Annotated in this window: 21 protein-coding genes; 11 read left to right on the top strand and 10 right to left on the bottom strand. The window is 70.6% G+C overall.

What is annotated here, in order from left to right; all coding sequences use genetic code 11:
- Positions 1 to 69 precede the first annotated feature (69 nt).
- The gene (locus BM290_RS17370) at positions 70 to 990 is read left to right on the top strand and encodes an alpha/beta fold hydrolase (RefSeq protein ID WP_093615200.1); all 921 of its coding nucleotides are present in this window, start codon (positions 70 to 72) and stop codon (positions 988 to 990) included.
- 306 nt (positions 991 to 1,296) lie between these two features.
- Here the strand turns inward: BM290_RS17370 and BM290_RS17365 are convergent, their stop codons facing one another.
- Positions 1,297 to 2,079: a 3-keto-5-aminohexanoate cleavage protein gene (locus BM290_RS17365; RefSeq protein ID WP_093615198.1), complete on the bottom strand. Its 783-nt coding sequence runs from the start codon at positions 2,077 to 2,079 to the stop codon at positions 1,297 to 1,299.
- A 220-nt stretch (positions 2,080 to 2,299) separates the two neighbouring features.
- Here BM290_RS17365 and BM290_RS17360 point away from each other — a divergent pair, with 220 nt between their 5' ends.
- From BM290_RS17360 to BM290_RS49150, 3 genes are read left to right on the top strand one after another with little or no spacing between them, the layout of a single operon-like run.
- Complete coding sequence (locus BM290_RS17360; protein ID WP_093615196.1) at positions 2,300 to 2,716, top strand: hypothetical protein; 417 nt, start codon at positions 2,300 to 2,302, stop codon at positions 2,714 to 2,716.
- Positions 2,713 to 3,519 carry a sulfite exporter TauE/SafE family protein gene (locus BM290_RS17355; protein WP_093615194.1) on the top strand — a complete coding sequence of 269 codons (807 nt, stop codon included), beginning with the start codon at positions 2,713 to 2,715 and terminating at the stop codon, positions 3,517 to 3,519. Before BM290_RS17360 ends, BM290_RS17355 begins: the two co-directional genes overlap by 4 nt.
- A 47-nt stretch (positions 3,520 to 3,566) precedes the next feature.
- Positions 3,567 to 4,520, top strand: a complete 954-nt coding sequence (locus BM290_RS49150; protein WP_203779210.1) for a hypothetical protein — start codon at positions 3,567 to 3,569, stop codon at positions 4,518 to 4,520.
- A 50-nt stretch (positions 4,521 to 4,570) separates the two neighbouring features.
- Here BM290_RS49150 and BM290_RS17345 read toward each other — a convergent pair whose 3' ends face one another.
- Entirely contained in the window at positions 4,571 to 4,933 is a 363-nt protein-coding gene (locus tag BM290_RS17345) for a nuclear transport factor 2 family protein (RefSeq protein ID WP_239143448.1), read from the bottom strand.
- A gap of 131 nt (positions 4,934 to 5,064) precedes the next feature.
- On the opposite strand from BM290_RS17345, the gene BM290_RS47325 reads away from it, so the two are divergent.
- On the top strand, positions 5,065 to 5,352 hold the full coding sequence (locus BM290_RS47325) for a hypothetical protein (protein WP_143133800.1): 288 nt from the start codon (positions 5,065 to 5,067) through the stop codon (positions 5,350 to 5,352).
- Between the two features lie 112 nt (positions 5,353 to 5,464).
- On the opposite strand, the gene BM290_RS17340 is transcribed toward BM290_RS47325, so the two are convergent.
- Positions 5,465 to 6,340 carry a LysR family transcriptional regulator gene (locus BM290_RS17340; RefSeq protein WP_093615190.1) on the bottom strand — a complete coding sequence of 292 codons (876 nt, stop codon included), beginning with the start codon at positions 6,338 to 6,340 and terminating at the stop codon, positions 5,465 to 5,467.
- A 122-nt stretch (positions 6,341 to 6,462) separates the two neighbouring features.
- Here BM290_RS17340 and BM290_RS17335 point away from each other — a divergent pair, with 122 nt between their 5' ends.
- Positions 6,463 to 7,461, top strand: a complete 999-nt coding sequence (locus BM290_RS17335) for an NADP-dependent oxidoreductase (RefSeq protein WP_093615188.1) — start codon at positions 6,463 to 6,465, stop codon at positions 7,459 to 7,461.
- Positions 7,458 to 7,874: a nuclear transport factor 2 family protein gene (locus BM290_RS17330; protein ID WP_093615186.1), complete on the top strand. Its 417-nt coding sequence runs from the start codon at positions 7,458 to 7,460 to the stop codon at positions 7,872 to 7,874. Before BM290_RS17335 ends, BM290_RS17330 begins: the two co-directional genes overlap by 4 nt.
- Here BM290_RS17330 and BM290_RS17325 read toward each other — a convergent pair.
- Positions 7,781 to 8,248: a DUF6578 domain-containing protein gene (locus BM290_RS17325; RefSeq protein WP_093615184.1), complete on the bottom strand. Its 468-nt coding sequence runs from the start codon at positions 8,246 to 8,248 to the stop codon at positions 7,781 to 7,783. The two genes, BM290_RS17330 and BM290_RS17325, sit on opposite strands and share 94 nt — an antisense overlap.
- Positions 8,249 to 8,302: 54 nt before the next feature.
- Here BM290_RS17325 and BM290_RS17320 point away from each other — a divergent pair, with 54 nt between their 5' ends.
- From BM290_RS17320 to BM290_RS47315, 3 genes are all read left to right on the top strand, one after another.
- Positions 8,303 to 8,608, top strand: coding sequence for a hypothetical protein (locus BM290_RS17320; protein ID WP_143133799.1), 306 nt, complete (start codon positions 8,303 to 8,305; stop codon positions 8,606 to 8,608).
- A 281-nt stretch (positions 8,609 to 8,889) separates the two neighbouring features.
- Positions 8,890 to 9,114: a hypothetical protein gene (locus tag BM290_RS47320; RefSeq protein WP_143133798.1), complete on the top strand. Its 225-nt coding sequence runs from the start codon at positions 8,890 to 8,892 to the stop codon at positions 9,112 to 9,114.
- Position 9,115: 1 nt separating this feature from the next.
- Complete coding sequence (locus tag BM290_RS47315) at positions 9,116 to 9,937, top strand: hypothetical protein (protein WP_143133797.1); 822 nt, start codon at positions 9,116 to 9,118, stop codon at positions 9,935 to 9,937.
- A 765-nt stretch (positions 9,938 to 10,702) separates the two neighbouring features.
- Here the strand turns inward: BM290_RS47315 and BM290_RS17310 are convergent.
- The 6 genes from BM290_RS17310 to BM290_RS17285 form a co-directional block, all read right to left on the bottom strand.
- Positions 10,703 to 12,052, bottom strand: a complete 1,350-nt coding sequence (locus BM290_RS17310) for an alpha/beta hydrolase (RefSeq protein ID WP_177319761.1) — start codon at positions 12,050 to 12,052, stop codon at positions 10,703 to 10,705.
- A gap of 147 nt (positions 12,053 to 12,199) precedes the next feature.
- Positions 12,200 to 13,033 carry a helix-turn-helix transcriptional regulator gene (locus BM290_RS17305; RefSeq protein ID WP_093615176.1) on the bottom strand — a complete coding sequence of 278 codons (834 nt, stop codon included), beginning with the start codon at positions 13,031 to 13,033 and terminating at the stop codon, positions 12,200 to 12,202.
- An 18-nt stretch (positions 13,034 to 13,051) separates the two neighbouring features.
- Positions 13,052 to 14,371: an extracellular solute-binding protein gene (locus BM290_RS17300; RefSeq protein WP_177319760.1), complete on the bottom strand. Its 1,320-nt coding sequence runs from the start codon at positions 14,369 to 14,371 to the stop codon at positions 13,052 to 13,054.
- A complete protein-coding gene (locus BM290_RS17295) occupies positions 14,368 to 16,878 on the bottom strand; it encodes a caspase, EACC1-associated type (protein WP_093615172.1) in 2,511 nt (836 codons plus the stop codon). The genes BM290_RS17300 and BM290_RS17295 overlap by 4 nt, the downstream gene beginning before the upstream one ends.
- Position 16,879: 1 nt before the next feature.
- Positions 16,880 to 17,272, bottom strand: a complete 393-nt coding sequence (locus BM290_RS17290; protein WP_143133796.1) for an effector-associated constant component EACC1 — start codon at positions 17,270 to 17,272, stop codon at positions 16,880 to 16,882.
- A gap of 267 nt (positions 17,273 to 17,539) precedes the next feature.
- Positions 17,540 to 18,535 (bottom strand): aldo/keto reductase, encoded by a 996-nt coding sequence (locus BM290_RS17285; RefSeq protein WP_093615168.1) that lies wholly within the window; start codon positions 18,533 to 18,535, stop codon positions 17,540 to 17,542.
- A gap of 102 nt (positions 18,536 to 18,637) precedes the next feature.
- On the opposite strand from BM290_RS17285, the gene BM290_RS17280 reads away from it, so the two are divergent.
- Positions 18,638 to 19,471, top strand: coding sequence for a helix-turn-helix transcriptional regulator (locus tag BM290_RS17280; RefSeq protein ID WP_093615166.1), 834 nt, complete (start codon positions 18,638 to 18,640; stop codon positions 19,469 to 19,471).
- Positions 19,472 to 19,497: the final 26 nt, after the last annotated feature.

Genomic DNA, 19,497 nt, shown 5'->3' with positions numbered 1-19,497 from the left:
TCTCGTTGCGCCCACCCTAACCGCCCGATACGGTGTTCGCGAACAGTGTTCTCGAATGAGGGAGCGGCGATGACCCCCACGGCGTACACCGCACACCACGGCGACGTGCACCTGGCCGTCGACGACCTCGGCGGCGCCGGCGGCGACCCGCTGCTGCTGCTCATGGGCCTCGGCGTGTCCCGCTTCTGGTGGCCCGACGGCTTCGTCGCCGCCCTCCTCGAGGCCGGCTTCAGCGTCGCCCGCTTCGACGGCCGCGACGCCGGCGGCTCCACCCGCTTCGACGACGACACCCCCGGCAATGCCCTCACCGGGCTGCTGCGCCGGCGGCCGCCCGCCTACACCGCCGAGGACATGGCCGACGACACCGTCGCCGTCCTCGACGCCCTCGGCTGGCAACGTGCCCACCTGTTCGGCGTCTCCCAGGGCGGCCTGGTCGCCCAGCGCACCGCCCTGCGCCACCCCGGCCGGGTGCACACCCTCACCTCGTACGCCGCCGTGCCCAGCGATGCCCGCGGCGCCGCCGTCCTGCGCTACGTGCGGCTGCCGTTCGTGGCCCGGCTCGCCCGCAAGCGCCACCCGGCCGGGCGCGCCGGCGACGTGGCGGCCGGCCTCGACCTGGCCCGTGCCGTCGCCTCACCCGCCTACCCCTTCGACGAGGACGACGCCCGCCGGCGCGTGACCCGCGAACTCGACGCCGGCCTGCCCAGCGGCGTCCGCGACAGCCGCGCCCAGGCCCGCCAGACCGGCGCCACCTGGCACGGGCCACGGCTGCGCACCCTGCGCGTACCCACCCTGGTCCTGCACGGCGAAGCCGACCCGCTGCTGCGCCCCGCCGCCGGCCGCCGCATCGCCGCCGCCGTGCCCGGCGCCCGATACCTCGCCCTGCCCGGCGTCGGCCACGACCTGCCCCGCGAGATCTGGCCCACCGTCGTCCGCGAACTGCGCGCCCACGTCGCCGGCGCGCAGACGCGGCCCCTGCCGTCCCCCTAGCCTCGACAGCACGTGGCCCGCGCCGCCGGCGCCTCGATGACGACTCTGCCGCTGACTCGCGAAGCCGCTCAGCCGCCCGGCGACCCCTTTCCGCGCCGGGATCGAGATCCGGCGCACCGACGAGATGACCGGCACCGCCGACGAACCATCGCCCGGCGATCCTTTTCCGCGCCGGGATCGAGATCCGGCGCACCGACGAGATGACCGGCACCGCCGACGAACCATCGCCCGGCGGCCCGCATGTGCTGGTCGACAAGGTGCTCGGCGTACGGGGATACGCCGAGGCTTACCACCGGTGTCGAGCGGTCACCCGGCGGCCCGGACGGTCAGGGCATGCCGGACCAGGTCGGCGTTGCCGGTGACCGGCTCGCCGCGAGGGCCGGTCAGCGTGTCCTCCAGACCGATGCGCGTCGGCAGCCCCCGCCGGGCCGCGTGAGCCACCAGCGGCCAGCAACCCGCGTCCTCACCGTGCAGCAGCCGCGGACCGGCCACGCCCAGCGCGTCGAGCTCGGCGAGAATCGCGTCGGCCACCGCGACGGCGGCACCGGCGGGCGCACCGATGACCTCGACCAGCACGCGTGCCCACGCCGGACGGCCGGTCGGCGTCGCCGCGCCGCCGGGAAGACCGGCGGCGGCCAGGGCCCGGGCATCGGCGACCGACCACACCCCGGCCTCCACCTCGACGCCGACCCCCTGCAGAACCTCGGCGAGGGCGGCGAAACCCGGTTCGCCGACGTTGACCGAGGCGAAGTCGGGGCGCGCCGTCGCGGGCAGCCCGGCCCACGCGGCCACCGCCGCGAGACGCCGCCCCGGGTCACCGCCGGCGATCCACAGACCGGTGGTCACCCCCACCGGCACACCCCGGCAAGCTCGGCGTACGGCGCCGACGGCCGCCGCCACCTCCACGGCTGCCAGCGACTCGGCGCCGGCACGGTCCCGTGGATGCACGTGCAACGCCTCCGCCCCGGCGGCCACGGCGGCGACCGCCTCAGCGGCCAGCTCACCGGCAGTGATCGGCACCGCCGGATGCTCGTCGCTGCGCCGGCCGCCGTTGAGACACGCCTTGAGCCGTTCGATCCGCGACCGCATACCCCCACCTCCCGCCGAACCGGCCCGAACGGTCCGGGCACCGGCCGGACCGCAGTCCCGGCCAGGCCCCGGTGGAGACCGGCCGGCGGCTGGGTAACCTGGCCAGGAGCCGTACCGCGTTGTCGATCCTGCCATCTGGTGGCCGCCGCCCGTTCCCGTGCGGGCGGGTGGTTCACCGTATGCTCCACGGCGCCGACCGAGTGATCATCAGGGGACTGTCGTGAGCGACCTCAAGACCTACATCCAGAACGTGCTGGAAGCCAACCACGCCGACAACGAGCGGATCGACGAGCGGATCGAGCAGCTCGAGAGCGAGGGCCACCGGATCGTCGACGGCGGCCAGATCGGTGAGACCGCCTGGGACATCGTCGACTGGCGGACCAACGAGATCCTCGCGGCCGGCGACGACGGTCTCGACGGGTTCGTGGCCGCCGGGCAGGAGCTCGACCCCGACGACAAGTGGATCCACTACGACCGGGTCGTCGAGGACGTCGAACTGACCGAGGTCGACACCGACCTGCCCGACGGGCTCGCCGCCGTGGTCGAGGACTGGGCGCTGTCCGGGGACACCGAGGAGATCGCCGGGTTCATCGGCTGGACGGCCGAGAAGGTGGAGCGCTACCAGGACGCTCGGTGACCCCCGGGGAGGGCCTGATCCTGCTGGGCGGCGGCCTGGTGGCGGGCGCCATCAACGCCATCGCGGGCGGCGGCTCACTGATCACCTTCCCACTGCTGGTGTGGCTGGGCCTGCCCGGCGTCGCCGCCAACGTCAGCAACGCGCTGTCGGTGGCGCCGGGCTACGCCGCCGGAGCGCTGGGCAGCCGCCCCGAACTGGCCGGCCAGGGCCACCGCATCCGCGCCATCATCCCGACGATCATCGTCGGCTCGCTGTGCGGCAGCGCCATCCTGCTGCTCACCCCACGGTCGGTGTTCGACTTCGTCGTGCCGTTCCTGCTGCTCGCCGCCGGCGGCATGCTGGCCTTCCAGGACCGGCTGCGCGCCCTCACCGGAAACCCCGCCGCGCACGGGAACGAGATGCCCCAACGGTCGCCGGACGGCCTGAAGGTGAACTCGCCACGTAAGACCGCGCTGCTGGTGCAGGTGGCGGTGTTCGCCTGCGGTGTCTACGGCGGCTACTTCAACGCCGCCATGGGTGTCCTGCTGGTCGCCGCCCTGGCCCTGGTCCTCGACGAGACCCTGCAACGGCTCAACGCTCTGAAGAACGTGTTCTCCGCGGTCGTCGGCGTGACCACGGTGCTCGTCTACAGCGTGTTCGGGCCGGTGAACTGGGCGGTCGTCGCGGTGCTGGCCCCGGGCACGATAGCCGGCGGTTTCCTCGGCGCCCGCCTCGCCCGCCGGCTGCCCGCACCGATCCTGCGCTGGACCATCGTCGCGTTCGCCGTCGTGGTAGCGGTCATCCTGCTGTTCACCGGGACATAGGTCCAACGGCACTGCACGGCCCGGCTCGCGAGAGCGAAGCTCGGGACATGACCACAGTGGTCCACTCGCCGGGTGTGCTGGCCCGGCTGCTGCAGTCCCCGGCCGGCGACCTGCTGCCGGACAGTCTTGTGCTGCTGCGCTACCGCTCGTCGGCCGGACACGAGATCACCCTGCCGGTCCAGGCGGCCCGCACCGCCGACGGCCTGGTCGTCGCCGCCGCCCAGCCCGGCCGCAAACGCTGGTGGCGCCACTTCCGGCGCCCGGCCCCGGTCCAGGTGTGGCGGGCCGGCTCCTGGCACGCCGCGATCGCCGAGGTGACCACCGCAGAACCGGCCGCCCAGGCGTACCGCCGGCGGTTCCACCGCCTCGACGGCACCGAGGTCCTGGTCGCGATCCGCGGGTGCGGTCTGCCGCGGGGACCGGTCCTGCTGCGGGGTACGCGATTACGGCGCCGCTGGACAGCAGCGGTGACACTGGGCGAGTTCGCCGGTTTCTGCGTGCCTGCGCTGACCGGCGCCCTGACCGCCAACGCCGCCGCGCTGCTGGCCGCCGGGGCGATCGAGGGCACGCTGCTGGGCGCGTCGCAGGCGCTCGTGCTGCGCCGGGCGATCCCAGGTCTACGGCCGTGGCGGTGGATCGTGGCCACTGCCGTCGCCGCGACGATCGCGTACCTGATCGGGCTGACACCCAGCCGCGTCGGCGGGCCGCTGCCGCCGCTGCTGGTGATCGCCGGCGGGGTGGCGCTGGTGTCGTCGATCGGGGTGGCGCAGTGGCTGGTGCTGAGACCGTTCATCGACCGGGCGGCGGCCTGGATCCCGATCACCGCGCTGGCCTGGATCGCCGGGCTCGGCGTCTTCCTCGCGTTCGCGACACCCCTGTGGCAGCCCGGCCAGTCCACCCCGGTGATCGCCCTGATCGGCATGGCCGGCGGGCTGCTGATGGCCGCCACCACGGCGACGGTCACCGGACACGGATTGCGGCGGCTGCTCACGGACCGGTGAGACGTCGCGGTTCCGGGCGGGGCCAACCCCGCCGGCCTGGGAGGGTGCGGTCACGTCTGGGGGAGCGAACTGAACTGGATCCCGGCGAGCTGCCAGCGCTCGTCCTGTTCGATCCACGTCTGGCTGACACGTACCGTCAAGGCCATGTCCTGCCCCCGCCAGGTCGAGCGGGTGTTCTGAACGCATCGGACGATCGCGGCACGGTCGTAACAGGACACCTGGACATCGCTGCTGTCCAGGACGGAATACGAGAACTCGGCGAACTTGCCGATCCACTGCGTTTTGTCGAGGACGTACCCCTGCTCGCCGATGGACTTGAAATCGTCAGCCAGCAAGGTCTGCAGGGCGTCGATGTCGCCGTGCAACTCCGCAGCGTCGAAGGCTTGATGAGGCCGCTGGGCATCGAAGGTCACCGGCCGATCCTGCCCCATCCGGCCACGTGTCCGCGAGGCACGAGAGGGTGTCCCGTCGTCGGCCGTGACGTCATGTAGCGGATGGATTCCCTGATCGGACGTCGCACCTTGGCGAGGGGTGATCATCCGTCATGCGTCGCCGGCTCGCCGCTGAACCCTCGCGCACCGCTCCCGGCAGACGTGATCGCGGCAACCGCGGACGTTCGGTCGTCGACCGCGCGATCAACCGCGCGACCGCCTGGCTGATGTGGTTGGCGGCGGTCGCGGTCTTCTACCCGCTCAACCAGCGGCTCGTTCGGCGTAAAGGCCTTGATCACCGGCCGTGGTTCGTCCCCAGCCTATGGGGCCCGGTGGGAATGTTGATCATCATTGCGGCTTCTCCGATGGGCTGGCGCCGGCCGTCTGTCGGTGAAAGATGATTTCCACCGGCGTTACGAAATCGGCTGCCACATCGAGAAGGCGCCGAATGCCGCGACGAGACTGCGGGACGTACGTTGACGCGGCCCCCGAATCAGTCGAGGGCCGAGCTGGTCAGGCTGCCGGGGCGGTCACGACGGCCTCGGCCGCCAGCCGGAAACCTCTGATCATCGGATTCGGGTCGCCCTTGCGGCTGACCACGACGACACGGCTGGGAGGAGCATCGGTGATCGGGACGGTGACCAGGTCGGGATGCAGTGAGCTGCGCAGGTCGCCGGCTGGCAGCACGGCGATCGCCCGGCGGCTCGCGACCAGTTCCAGCTTGTCCTCGTAGCTCTCCATCGGTGGCACACCGGAGCCGAGGAGCTGGTACGAGGTCCAGCCCTCGGTCTCGAAAGCGCAGGGTGCCGCCCTTTCGCCGGCCAGTTCCCGGGAGGTCACCGACGCGCGGCCGGCCCACGGATGACCGCGCGGGACCACCACCATCCGGGGTTCCTCGTACAGCGGGGTGATGAGGACCTCGTCGGCGGCCAGCGGCAGCGGGGCTCGCCCGATCAGGGCATCGACGCGCTTGTCGGCCAGCGCCCCCACGTCGCGGCAGCTCAGGTGCCGGGTGGTGATCTCGGCGTGCGGGTGGCGGCGGCGCAGTTCCCGGACCGCTGCGGTGATCACCAGGTCTTCGACATAGCCGAGGGTGATTCGTTCGGTCTCCGCCTGAGCGCGTACGGCCAGTTCGGCCTGCCTGGCGGCGTGCAGCAGGGTGTGTGCCCGGGGCAGGAACGCCTCGCCGGCCGCGGTGAGCCGGGTGCCGTGAGGTCCCCGGTCCAGCAGCCGTACCCCGAGGTGTTTCTCCAGCCGTTGGATCTGCCGGCTCAGCGCCGGCTGGGCGACATGCAGGTCGGCGGCGGCCCGCCCGAAGTTCTGGTGCGCCGCGACCACCGTGAAGTAGCGCACCAGCCGCAGTTCCAGGTCCTGACCGGGATCGTTCACCCGGCCAAGCGTACCCGTCATGCCTTTTCGGAATGGCCGGGTTGCCGAACCGGTCTTGGACAGCCTGCCGCGTCCCGGCCTTGACTGAGGGAGCAACGATCCCCGGAGAAAGCACAGGCGTGATGAAGGCGATCCAGTTCCACCAGGCCGGTGGCCCGGAAGTTTTGCGGTACGACGAGGTGCCGGTGCCCGAGATCGGACCGGGCGAGGTCCTCGTCCGGGTGTACGCGGCGGGCATCAACCCGCCGGACTGGTACCTGCGGGAGGGGCTGAAGGTCATGCCGGCCGAGATGCGGCCGGCGCTGGAGTACCCGCTGACTCCCGGAACGGACATGTCCGGCGTGGTCGAGGCGGTCGCTGCGGACGTGACGGAGTTCGCCGCCGGTGACGAGGTCTTCGGCATGCTGCGGTTCCCCGGGTTCGACGGCCGGACGTACGCCGAGTATGTGGCCGCGCCGGCGTCGGACCTGGCCCGCAAGCCCGCCGGTATCGACCACGTACAGGCCGCCGGAGCGCCGATGGCCGTACTCACGGCCTGGCAGTACCTGGTTGATCTCGGCCACGACGTGCCGTCTCCGTTCACCGGTCAGGTGCATCAGTCGGTGCCGATCACACCGGGGATGACGCTGCTGGTCAACGGGGCCGCCGGCGGAGTGGGCCACTTCGCGGTGCAGCTGGCGAAATGGAAAGGCGCCCGCGTGATCGCGGTGGCCTCCGGCCGCCACGAACAGTTCCTGCGCAAGCTCGGCGCCGACGAGTTCATCGACTACACGACAACGCGGGCCGCGGACGTGGCCGGCGATGTCGACCTCGTGATCGACACGGTCGGCGGCCCGGACAGCTCGCGTTTCCTGACCGTGCTCAAGCATGGCGGCACCATGCTTCCGGTGTTCTTCGCCCACTACGACCCGGACGAGACGGCGCGTCTGGGCATCTCGGTCTCCAACATCCAGGTACGGTCCAGCGGCTCCCAGCTCGCCGAGATCGGGCGCCTGTTCGACGAGGGCAAACTTCAGGTCGGGGTGGACAGCACGTATCCGCTGTCCGAGGCCCGTACCGCACACACGCGGGCCGCGCAGGGCCACATCCAGGGCAAGATCGTGCTGACGGTGGTCTCGTGACCACCGAACCGCAGCAGGTGGTGGCGAACTTCGCTCACGCTCTGGACGAGCTGAACGTACCCGCGCTGGAAGCGATCCTGGCCCAGGACACCACATGGACCTTCACGGTGCCGGGACAGGGAGTCCTCGGCCCCGTCGCCGGACGCCCGGCGGTTCTCGCCTTCATCCGTGACGGGCACGCGGCCCAGACCGGAACGGTGCGGCACCACCTGAGCAACATCGTGGTCACGACGGCGGATGCCAACAGTGCTGAGGTGCGGGCCTATCTGTCGCAGACGAAGAACACCGGCGAGAACGCCCAGGTGATCTCGACCGGCGTCTACACGTTCGGACTGCGCCGGACCGACAGCGGATGGCGGATCGCCGACCTCACCCTGGCACTGGACAACGCGTTGATGGAGAACCCGTCCTGACTCCCGGCCGAGTCCAGGGCGAGGATGCGAATGAGGAAGCCGGCGAGGTGTCGCTCGTCCAGGTCGTCGTTCCACTTCTCAGCCGTGACGACGGCCGTCACGAGCCCGGATCCGGCAACCGGCTCGGGCTCGAAGCGGCAATGCAACGTGGCGATCGAGATCACGGTTCCCTCAGTCAGCGGAGCGTCCGGATCCCCGTGATGGTCTTCAATCGCGTTGACGGTCGCGGCGGCGCCGTCGTGGAGTACGGTGTCGAGCCACGCCAACTCGGCGGAGTGAGGATGCCGCAACCGCCACGACACCTTGTCGCCCTCTCGGAACGAAGTACCGCAGCACTCCATCTGCCAGGCGGCCATCCAGACGCAAAGCTGCACCGCACCAGCCTGCCAGACGCGGCTGGCGACGCGGTGGCGCGGCCTTGAGCATGCGTGCTGACGTTTCTGGAATCGATGGAATTTGCGTATGCACCTCGAATGGGCAATGTTCCCATCGAGCACCAGGCGAAGCACTTGCGGGAGCTGCGAGATGGCTACGGTTCGGGGGAGACCGAGCTGCTGATCGACATGATGCTGCCGAGGCAGGCCGGGATTGCCGCGAACGAGGCTGCCAACGCACGGAATCTCGCGTTGGATCCTGTCCGTGGACGGAGCGCCGACGAGGCCGTCGCCTGGGCCGAGAATGACGGCGCCCTTATCAGGCGAAATCGAACGACGCTCCTGGCCGCACTTGTGTGATGAACGTGGGGTAAGGCGATGGGCCGACGGCTGGACGTACTGTTCTCGGCTTGAGCGGGCACCGCCCGCCGTCGCCGGGCCTGACGCGGGACTGCGAGCGGACCGCGGCAGGTAGGCAAAGCCTCAGGGGATCAGGCCGAAGGCTTACTCTAAAAGTTCAAATACGTACCTGTAAGATTTCCGACTCCAGGCGAAAGATCGATTGCGGCGAGTTGATATTACTGCTTGCTAAGATCTCGCTCTGGCATGTATTCGCAGCCACTGCGGCGAAAGGTTGTTCCATGGCGGACCATCTCAAAGGGTATCTTTATGAAGCCGGTGTCTGGACGACCATCTGCAATTCGGCGATAGACGCCTCGCCGTGGCTTGCGGCACTGTTCTCCACGATTTTTACAGACTTAACTGGCAGGCTTCAATTAGCTACGATGGCCCCTGTGTCTCAATTGATTGAGTCAGGGCCGACGGCGAGGTTCGAAAAACCTTTCCAGTTGCGATTCGATTCCTGACATGGCCGCATTTGATAATGCGCAGGTGGCCGACGCTTATTCCCAGCTAACCGCCGTCATTGCAGGATTCTCATTCAGCTGCCTTGTGGGCCTTCTTGCTTATCGTTTCGGCGCATCAAGTAAAGGTGCCCTCCTTGATCGAAGAATGCAGAGTGCATTGCTGCTATTCTTTTCTTGCTTCATAGGGATGACGACCTCATCCTTGGCTTACTCGGTCCTTTCGGGGATGAAAGATTTTGCGCTTGCCCTGAATGTGGGTCATGTTGTTGCTGGTACGGGATTTGGCGTTGCGGGTCTTATGGGGCTACTGGGCATCCATCAGTTGGTCCTGTGTTCCGGCTTGCGAATTGAGCGAGAGATCGGGATCGTCGCCGGAAGCCTTGTGCCGGTTCTGATAACGGGTTACCAAGTTCTTGGGCTTTATCTGGTTGATGGATACGGTGCCGCTGTATTCGGCCTCTGTGTAGTTTTGGTCACCCTTGCGGTGGCATCAATTGCGCCTCACCTGAAGGCGTCTGGTGATAGCTTGAAGTCCAGTTCAATATGGTCGCACTCGACACTCTCGCTTGTCGGCCTTGCTTTTTCTTCCGCACCATCTCTCGCGGTTTGCATCCTCGCGGCTTTGGCACAGAATGCAACCGTCCCGATCTGGCCGGCCTATGTGGCGATAGTGCCAACCTTCATTATGTCATCTTGGGTGATGCTGACATTTCAGCGAGTTGTGGAGAACCCTCCCGAGGCTGTCATCGAACCTGCCGTGGAACTGGCAGAGAAGATTTCCCTGGAGGGGCCGAGGGTCAACTCAGCTGAGACGGGTAAGTAGATTCAAGGGATGCGTCGGGCTGAGATGGAGCATTGGTCGCCACTCGGGGTTCTTTATTGCGTTCGGTCGTGTCTGCCCGATCCTACGCATTCTGAAGACAATCAGATGCACCCATCTCGGCGGTTCGACGGGTCGCCGATCGCAGGTCCTCTGCCGGAGGCGGCCGTCTTGCGACCAGGCGGTCGGGTGCTGTTGGTCTACTGCAAGTCATACTCGGGACTGTGAATGACCTGTTTGACCAGGCGGCAGCTGAGGCGGCAGAGGCTGCCGGCGAATGGTCTACCGCGATTGCCCTGGTGGGCGCTTATGCGGAGTGCTACAGCCAGGATCCTCACCGGCACAACGCGCACCTGTGGCACATCGATCTGCTTGCGAGATCTGGCCGCCTACAGCAGCTGACGGAGTACTCCGTAACCGACGTTCACGCCCGGTGGAGACTCCGGCGGCTTCGGTCCGAGGCGGGCAGTTCCGATCCCGAGCCGGTGATTTAGACGCCGATGCACGACGCACTCAACTTCGCAGAGAGAAACCGATCGTGCGACCCGGTGAGACATGGGGCGAAGGGCCGTCCCGGCCGAAATCATGCAGGAACCGTTGTCGAGTTCGCCAGCCGCCCCGGCCAACTCCGAGGCGGTATCGACTCAGTTCCAGGGAAGAGAACCGACTGACCAGGCCGTTTCCGCTGGAGCCGCGCTGCCACCGGCCGGCCGCTGTCGCCGTCCGAGGAGGGGGCGTCGGCGGCCGGCGGGATCAGTTCGGCGGCGATCAGCGGGAAGGGACCGCCGAAGGACCGATGAGGAACTCCGCCACAACCCGGTCGCCCTCGGGGTTGCGGCCCTGGATGGAGTGGCCCATGCCCTCGATCACGACCAGCCGCCCGTGTGGGGTGATCGCCGCCTGCTGCCGGGCCCACTCGACCGGGGTGGACAGGTCACGGTCGCCGTTGATCATCAGGACCGGCATCGTCAGCCGGGCGTACGGCGGGCGCGGGTTGGGCCTGGTCACCGGCCAGTGCCGGCAACCCTGGACGATGCCCTGCTCGACAGCTGTCCGGGGTTCGAAGGGCCACACCTCGTCGTCGGTGATCCCGGCCAGGGCCCGTGCGACGGCCGCGTCCCGGACCCGCGTCGGCGCGCTCGCGTCACCCCACGGCATCGATCGCACATCGGCGCAGAGGGTCGCCACGTGCAGCCCGGAGCTGTAGTCGGCCGGCGGCGGGGCACTGTCCTGGAGGTCTTTGACGGCGGCGTCGAGCGGGCCCGGATCACCCTGGGCGGCCAGGTGCAGCAGCGGCAGCACCGGATAGAACCCGGCGCCGGTCAGTCGCGGGTCGACGATGCTGGCCGTCACCAGCAGGTCGAACACCCCGACCGCGTTGCCGTGGCGGCGTACCACCTCGGCGAGTTCGGCGGCCGGATCGTAGCCGCACCGCTGCTCCTCGCACGCCTTGCGCAGCACGTCACCGGCGCGGCGCAGCCCGCTGCGGTACAGCGGGTCGAGGTCGTTCTGCGGTACGACCGAGTCCAGGACCATCCGGTGCACCCGCTGCGGGTGGGTCAGCCCGTAGTGGGCGGCCACGAAACTGCCGTAGGAGACACCGTCGAGCGTCCACCGGCTCACGCCGAGCGCCCGGCGCAGGTCGTCGAGGTCGGCGACGGTGTCGGCGGTGGTGTAGTCGTCACGGTCGCGGCCGAGCACCTGGGCGCACTCGCGGACCGCGTCCGCCGTGGGCGGGGTGACATCGGACGATCCGGTCTCCGACTGCAGCCGCGGGCAGTCGATCGCGCCTTCGCCGGTGCCCCGCTGGTCGATCATGACCATGCGGTAGTCGGTGAGCAGGTAGGACAGCCGCTGGGAGATCCGCGGCACCAGCGACGGCCCGGGTTGGCCCGGCCCGCCGGAGAGCACCAGCAGCACACCCCGGGGCGCGTCGCTGTTGCCGGCGACCGCGACCCGCAACCGCAGTTTCCCCGGCCGCCCGCCGTTGCGGTCCAGCGGCACGGTCAGATAGGAGCAGGTGAAGGTGGTGATCTCCGCGCATGGCGCGGCGTCGGTCAGCCGGGGCGCACGGGCGGCGGCTCCCGGCGCGGCAGCGGCGTTCAAGGTCAAGGTCAACGTCAAAGCCGCAACAAGGGTGGTACGGGCAAACGCGCGCATGGCGACTCCAAAAGCGAACGACGGCGTCGGAAGATGGGGCGAACGACTCCCTCGATGGCACACCAGCCCGGCCGCCGCGGCGTTGGACATCCGTGCTCGATCCGGTCAGCGCAGCAGGCTCCGGACGGTGCTCGGCGGCCGGCCCAGATGGCGGCGCACCACCCGGGTCAGATGGGACTGGTCGGCGAAGCCGTAACGGGCGGCCAGGGTGCGCAGGCAGTCCTCGCCGTCCTGCAGGTCGGCGAGGACCGCGCGGACCCGCATCCGGTTGCGGTATTCGGTGAGCGTCTGCCCGGTGACCGCCCGGAAGATCCGGCTCAGGTGGTGCGGGGAGGCGTTGACCTGCGCGGCCAGGGCGGTCAGGCCGGCCGTGTGGCGGCCGTCGGCGAGGAGTTCGCGGGTGTCGGCGACCAGCCGCCGGTGGGCGACCGCGGTGGCCGGGCGGCGTGGGCCGTACCCGCCGGTGTCGGGGTTGAGCCGTTGCAGGAGTGTGCCGAGCCATTCGCCGGCGGTGAGCGCGTCGGTGCCACGCCGGCAGGCCGACACCAGGATCCGGTGGTGTAGGTCGGTGGTGTCGTCGATCCGGAAGTGGCAGGCGGCTCGCGGCCACCGGTCGCCGTCGCCGTCGTCGAGGTGCACTGCGGTGAACGTGTCGCCGCAGCCCAGCGGGTGCGCCACGCGCAGTTCGTCACCGGGCCGGGTCAGGATCGCGGTCGCGCTGTCGACGAACACCTCCCGCCCGTTGATCCGTACCAGGTAGGCGCCGGATCGGGGCAGCACGAGCCGGTGTGCCGTCTCGTGGGCGGGCGGCCCGTAGGTGACGCCCCGCACCCCGCAACGGGCGTCGAACAGGCGCATCCCGTCGACGTGACCGAGGCATCCGCCGGTGCCGGGTGATCCGGCGTACCGGGCCACGCACTGCCGGCAGCTACGTCCCATCCCGGCCTCCGTGGTGGGTCATCGGCGTCGCAGTTTGCCGGCCGCCGCGTCGGTGAGCCGCTGTTGCAGGTCGGCGGCGGACGGGACGGCGCCGGCGCGGATCTCGCCGATGACGGTCCGGATCTCCTGGCTGAACAGCGGGTAGTAGGGGGTCTGCAGCCGCTGCCGGCTGTCCTCGAGGGCGGAGCGGATCGTCGGCGCGTACGGATGGGCGGCTTTGATCTCCGGCCGGTCGTAGGTGGCGGCGGTGGCCGCGGCGAACCCGCCGACCTGCATCAGCAGCCGCTGGGACGCCTCGCTCGCCAGGAACGCGATCAGTTCGCGGGCGTCGTCGCCGCGCGGGGAGCCGGCCACCACGGCCAGGTTCTGCCCGCCGAGGACGGCCGGGCCGGGCAGCGGAGTCATCACGATGTCGGCGGCGGCGACGGTGACCTGCTGGTCGCTGGCCTCGACGAGGGTCCGGAACGCGGTCGGCCAGTTGCGCATGAACACGATGCGGCTGTTGAGGAACTGTGCGGTGGTCGTCTCCTCCCGGTAGGAGGTCGAGTCGGTGTCGACGACGCGGGGCTTGCCGGGCGGCCCGTAGAGACGGTTCACCGCCGCGGTCCAGATCGCCGGGTCGGTCGGCACTCCCAGCGGGGACGGTGCGGACGCGGCCGGCCCGCCGATCTCCTTCTGCACCGCCCAGAGCGCCTCGACCGCGTTGACGGTGAGTCCCTCGTAGGCGTCGAGCTGTCCGGCGTACGCCCACTCGGGGGTGGTCGATTTGTCGGGGGGCTCGTGGTCGAGCACGTCGTTCCAGGTGAAGGCGAGGGGTGGGGTCGGTGGCGCCGACTTGAGCTGGCTCCGCCGGGCGAACATCACCCCGACGTCGGTGTTGAACGGCAGCGCCCACAGCCGGTTCTGGTAGTAGCAGCTGGCGCGGGGTTTCTCCAGCAGTTCGCCGAGCAACTGGCCGGGCGTCCGGTCGGCCGGCCACTCGGCGATGTATCCGAATGCCGCGAACTCGGCGATCGAGGTCATGTCGAGGTTGAGGATGTCGGCTTTCACCTCCTCCTCGCCCTTGGCGTAGCGCTCCATGGCGCTGTGCTCCTCGTCGGCGCCGCCGGAGACCGGTTCGATCCGGGCCCGCTTGTCGGGGTGCTGCTGGTTCCACAGGTCGATGAGGATCTGCCGGGAGCCGGCCCGGCCGTCCTCGTCACCGCTGACGATCACCAGCTCGCCGGGCGTGCCGCCGGACGGGCGCACCAGGATCGGCACGGTGAGGCCGAGTGCCAGGCCGGTCGCGAGCCCGATGACGAGGACCACCCACGGTCGCCGGGTCACCTCACTGATCACGTCGTTTCCTTCTGCCACAGTCGTTCGATCTGTTCGGCGACGTCGACGTCGACAGTTCCGGACGGCACCCCGACGCAGTCGCCGTGCCGGCTGGTGAGGGCGGCCAGCCGGGGGTCGGGGCAGCCGGGCACGCCGACGTTGACCACGACGACCTGGATGGAGTCGTCGTCGAGGCGGGGCAGCCGGTGCCCGGTGGTGTTCTGGCCGTCGGTGAGCACCAGCAGGATCCGGTGCCGGTCGCCGGCTGTCCGGTCGTCGCGCAGCCTGCCGACGCCGTGGTCCACGGCCTGGTAGAGGGGTGTGCCGCCGGCCGGCCGGTAGTCGCGGGCCCGCTGGGCGACGGCGGTGGCGTCACCGTCGACGTCGGTGATGCCGCCCTTGATCGCGGTGGAGAAGATGAACAGCCCGAAGTCGTCGCGCGCGCCCATCGTGGCGACCGACGCGGCGATCCCGTCGAGGGCGGCGTCGAAGCGGGACCGCCCGCCGCTGCGGGCGGTCATCGAGCCGGATCCGTCGACGGCGACCAGGACCGTCGCCGGTTTCTTCGCCGTCTGGTATGCCTTGTCGGCGCGGGCCAGGTCGGTGGGCGCGGTCTGGTAGCCGTCCTTGGCGAACCAGTTCGCGAGCGCGCCGTTCTCGCTGATCGGCCCGGTGTCCGGGCCGGTGGTGCGGGGACGCAGGCCGTGGTCGGCCATCGCCTTGCCGCCGGCGGGGGAGCGGATCCAGGCGGTGAAGGCGTCGGCGGTACGGCGGACCCGCGGGCCGGGCGCATGGGCCCACTGGGGCTGCGCCATGGGGTAGTCGAGCCACCGGGTGTCCGCCGGGTACCAGCTGTTCCACGTGCGGGCGGGCCCGCATCGCCGGCCGGCCCGGTGCTGCAGGTTGTGCCGGACCAGCTGCCACTCCGCGACGATCAGGCCGGTGCCGCGCTGGGCGTCGCCGAACGATCCGCACAGCAGCCCGGCGATGTCGGGTGTGCCGATGCCCTGGCCGGCGTCGGCCGCGGCGACGTCCAGGGGCCGCTGCACCCGGTTCCGGGCGGTCGTGGTGCTCTGGCCGGGTGGGTAGAGCGCCACGTCGGCGAGCCGGCCGACGGTGGTGGTGTCCGGGTCGGGGCGGACCACGCCGGTGACCCGCAGCCGTGGCTCGCCGGCCCGGCCGCCGATCACGGTGTTCCAGGAGGGGGCGAGCCGGGCGATCGGGGCGCTGGTGGGGTCGCCCGGCTCGGCCAGCACGAGCGGGGACTCGGCGATCGGCCAGTCGTCGGGGCCGCCCGGGATCCGGACCGCGGCGCCGTCGATCGCGGCGACCGCGGACTGCACCGCCGTCATGTCGGCGCCGAGGTCGGCGATCCACACGTCCGGGGCGAGGCCGACCCGGTCGAGCAGCCGCCGGTCCTCGTCGGTGGCGTCGGGCGGTGTCCGCCAGGAGAGCTGGAAGGCCCGGGCCACGTCGTCGCGGGAGGCGCTGGACAGGTCGACGCGGACACGCTGGCAGTGGTCGGGGCCGCGGGTGGCGTACTCGTAGGCGCCTGCGATGTCGGTGAACATGTCGACGGTGTCCGGCGGGACCAGCATCCGGATCGCGGTGGGCGCGGCGCACGCCGCGGGGGCGGGCCCGGCCGCGGTGCTCACCGTGACGGTGAGCACGACCAGGCCGAGGCCACCGCCGACGGCCCGCCGCCAGCGCGGCGGGACGGCCGGGAGGGCGAGGGGCAGGGCCGGTTTCTTCGGGATCAGGGATACGGCGTGCGCGCCCGGTGTGTACGCCCGGTTGCGGACCAGCGCCACGTCTCCGGCGTTGTTGCCGATGTGCTGCTGCGGCAGGGGCAGCCCGCGCTGTTTCATGCTGCCGCGGACGGCGTCGAACAGCGCCCGCATCGTCAGCAGTCTCCGCTCGCCGCGGATCCCGGCGCCGATGTGTTCGAGCAGCTGCCCGGTGAACGCGGTGAACTCGCCGCCCTCCGGGGCCAGCGACGGTTTGCCGGCGGCGCTGGAGGTGAGCACATAGAGGCCGCTGATGTCGCGTTTGGCGATGGCGCGGGTGGCCAGCCGGCCGCCGGACATGAACATGTATCTGATCGCCCGGCCGCTGTAGCAGCAGTCCAGAATGATGACCTTGCTGCGGGCGGCGCTGCGCCGGATGTGTTTGGCGAGCTCCTCGAATTTGAGGACGGTCCAGTCCTCGGTGGTGTCGGTGGCTCGCAGGCCCAGATGCAGATGCCCGTCGTGGTCCAGGATGCCGTGCCCCGCGTAATAGACCAGCAGCACGTCGGTGGCCTCGTCGGCTGCCGTCTGCACCGGCCGCAGCACGTCGCCCGGCTCGGTGGGGTTCAGGGTGACGCTGCAGTGCCCGGGCGCGAAGCCGGACAGTGCGGAATCGGTCAGCAACCTCTGCAATGCGGCGACGTTGTTGGCGACCGCCGGCATGTCACCGAGGCCGGGGCTGGTGTACTCGGCGGCGCCGATGAGCACGGCGCGCGACCTGTCGAAATCGGGGAGCCGCATGTCACGGCGTCTCGCTCAGGCCGCTGATGAGGCGGCGGACCACGCCCTCCGGATCCTTCAGCTGCGGTCCCTCCAGCTCGACCTCGCGGTCGCCCGTCCGGACCCGGATCCGGGTGCGGCGGGTGGACGCCCGTGCGGCGGCCCACCCGCCCAGCCCGGCGAACAGCGCCCCGAGCATGCCCGGGTCGGCGACCGTCGCGACCAGCGCCTCGACGAGGCCGCCGGACATCTCGCCCGGCCCCGGCGCCGCGGTCACCGGCCGCACCCGGACGCCGGCGAGGTCCTCGTCGTCGCGCAGCCAGGCGTGCAGCTCGCGCAGGGCCGCCTCGGGGTCGTCGCCGGTGAGGACGATCTCCACTGGGGACGGATCGCCGGAATCATGGCTGGCAGGCATTCCGATACGGTAACCGAACACGACAATCGCGTTGCGCCGGCGTTACACGAATCGACGTACCGAACATATTACGATTGATCTTGAAAATGATCGTAAACGGTCAGAGCGCGGTGATAGACGTCAATGTCGAATGGGTGTCGACCGGGAGGGAGCACCGTCGCTCCCGGCCGCGGGGGTTCCACGCGGCTGCCACGGCGTGCGGCAGATCGCGACTCGATCCGGCGACCGCCGGATCACCCCGACCCGAACGGTGAGTATCGGGCGCGATCAGTTGCCGACGCCGACGGACGCCATCATGGCCGCCGGGTACCGGTCGCCGCGGGCCGAGCCGGCCGGGACGGCCTGCTCGATCACGGCGAGATCACTCGCGGTCAGCTCCAGGTCCAGCGCGGGCAGGGCTTCCGACAGACGCTTGCGGGTACGGGCTCCGACCACCGTGACGATGCCGGGATCCTGCGCGGCCACCCAGGCGATGGCCAGCTGCGCCACCGTGCAGCCCTTCGTCGCCGCGACCCGCCGCAGTGCCTCGACCAGGGCCAGGTTGTGGGCGGCGTTGTCACCGGAGAACCGCGGCATCATCGCCCGGTGGTCGCCCGGACGCACCGCCGCCGGATCCCAGTGCCCGGAGATCAGGCCCCGGCTCAGCACCCCGTACGCGGTCATCCCGATGCCCAGTTCCCGCAGCGCCGGCAGCACCTCGGCCTCCACCGCGCGGGAGATCAGTGAGTACTCGATCTGCAGGTCGGCGATCGGGTGCACGGCGTGGGCCCGGCGGATCGTGTCGGCGCCGACCTCGGACAGGCCGATGTGCCGCACGTACCCGGCCTCGACCATCTCCTTGATCGCCCCGATCGTGTCCTCGACCGGCACCGCCGGATCCAGCCGCGCCGGCCGGTACACGTCGATGTGGTCGACACCGAGCCGGGTCAGCGACTGCGCCAGCCGGCTCTTCACCGCGACCGGCCGGTTGTCCTGCCCGAGGAACGCGCCGTCCGGGGAGACCAGCGCCCCGAACTTCACGCTCAGCTGATAGTCGTCACGGCGCCGGCCGCGCAGCGCCTCGGCCAGCAGCATCTCGTTGTGCCCGGTCCCGTAGTGGTCGCTGGTGTCGATCAGCGTGACACCGGCGTCGAGGGCGGCGTGCACGGTGGCGATGCTCTCCGCCCGGTCGGCCGCCCCGTACGCCCCGCCGGTCATGCCCATCGCGCCCAGCCCCAGTGCGGAGACCACGGGCCCGGTGCTGCCAAGAGTTCGTTTCTGCATGCCACCGAGAGTGCGCCGGCGGCGGCCGGCGGGGGAGAGGAGCGTTCATCGTGGGAGTGGCGCTCCCTGTCTGGCGGGCCGCCGGCGGGGCAGCATGGAGGCATGCGACGTGACGAACTGGCCGACTTCCTGCGCCGGCGGCGGGCCGCGATCCGCCCCGCCGAGGCCGGCCTGGCCGACGGGCCCCGCCGCCGGACCGCGGGGCTGCGCCGGGAAGAGGTGGCCATGCTCGCCGGCATGTCCGTCGACTACGTGGTCCGGCTGGAGCAGGGCCGCAGCAGCCAGCCGTCGACCCAGCTGCTGGCCGCCCTGGCCCGGGCGCTGCGGCTGTCCGACGACGAACGCGCCCACCTGTTCCGGCTGGCCGGCCACCAGCCGCCGCCGGTCGCCGGCCCGGCCGTGCTGGCCCGGGCCGGCCTGATCCGAATGCTCGACCTGCTCGGCGACACCAGCGCCATGGTCATCTCCGATCTCGGTGAGGTGCTCGCCCAGAACCGGGCGTCGGTGCTGCTCAGCGGCGACCACACCGGGTTCGCCGGCGACCGCCGCTACCTGATCTACCGCTGGTTCACCGAGCCCGGCGCCCGTGACGTAGCCGTCCCCGAGGACCAGGACCGGCACGCCCGGCAGCACGTCGCCGACCTGCGCGCGGTCGCCGGCCGCCGGGCCGGCGACCCGGAGGTGACCGGCCTGATCGAGCGGCTGCTGGCGGCGAGCCCGGAGTTCCGGCGGCTCTGGGCCGAGCACGAGGTCGCGGTGCGCCGCGCCGACCGCAAGACGTTCCAGCATCCGCGGGTCGGCCGCCTGACCATGGACTGCGAGACGCTGCTCACCCCGGATCTCGGGCAGAAGCTGCTGGTGCTCACCCCGGCCGACACCGAGACCCGCGAGCGCCTGGAGCTGCTGCGGGTCCTCGGCGTGGAGACGTGGGCGTAGCGGGGTTCAACTCGATCGACCGGCTG

This window comes from Actinoplanes philippinensis (assembly GCF_900113015.1).
Lineage (GTDB): Bacteria > Actinomycetota > Actinomycetes > Mycobacteriales > Micromonosporaceae > Actinoplanes > Actinoplanes philippinensis.
The sequence above is the reverse complement of the archived record's forward strand: the minus strand, read 5'-3'. Positions and strand labels throughout refer to the sequence as shown.

Excerpts from the sequence above, each read along its gene's own strand:
- BM290_RS17370 (WP_093615200.1), top strand. The coding sequence starts at position 70 with ATGACCCCCACGGCGTACACCGCACACCACGGCGACGTGCACCTGGCC.
- BM290_RS17365 (WP_093615198.1), bottom strand. The coding sequence starts at position 2,079 with ATGCGGTCGCGGATCGAACGGCTCAAGGCGTGTCTCAACGGCGGCCGG.
- BM290_RS49150 (WP_203779210.1), top strand. The coding sequence starts at position 3,567 with ATGACCACAGTGGTCCACTCGCCGGGTGTGCTGGCCCGGCTGCTGCAG.
- BM290_RS47325 (WP_143133800.1), top strand. The coding sequence starts at position 5,065 with ATGCGTCGCCGGCTCGCCGCTGAACCCTCGCGCACCGCTCCCGGCAGA.
- BM290_RS17335 (WP_093615188.1), top strand. The coding sequence starts at position 6,463 with ATGAAGGCGATCCAGTTCCACCAGGCCGGTGGCCCGGAAGTTTTGCGG.
- BM290_RS47320 (WP_143133798.1), top strand. The coding sequence starts at position 8,890 with ATGGCGGACCATCTCAAAGGGTATCTTTATGAAGCCGGTGTCTGGACG.
- BM290_RS47315 (WP_143133797.1), top strand. The coding sequence starts at position 9,116 with ATGGCCGCATTTGATAATGCGCAGGTGGCCGACGCTTATTCCCAGCTA.
- BM290_RS17305 (WP_093615176.1), bottom strand. The coding sequence starts at position 13,033 with ATGGGACGTAGCTGCCGGCAGTGCGTGGCCCGGTACGCCGGATCACCC.
- BM290_RS17295 (WP_093615172.1), bottom strand. The coding sequence starts at position 16,878 with ATGCGGCTCCCCGATTTCGACAGGTCGCGCGCCGTGCTCATCGGCGCC.
- BM290_RS17290 (WP_143133796.1), bottom strand. The coding sequence starts at position 17,272 with ATGCCTGCCAGCCATGATTCCGGCGATCCGTCCCCAGTGGAGATCGTC.
- BM290_RS17285 (WP_093615168.1), bottom strand. The coding sequence starts at position 18,535 with ATGCAGAAACGAACTCTTGGCAGCACCGGGCCCGTGGTCTCCGCACTG.
- BM290_RS17280 (WP_093615166.1), top strand. The coding sequence starts at position 18,638 with ATGCGACGTGACGAACTGGCCGACTTCCTGCGCCGGCGGCGGGCCGCG.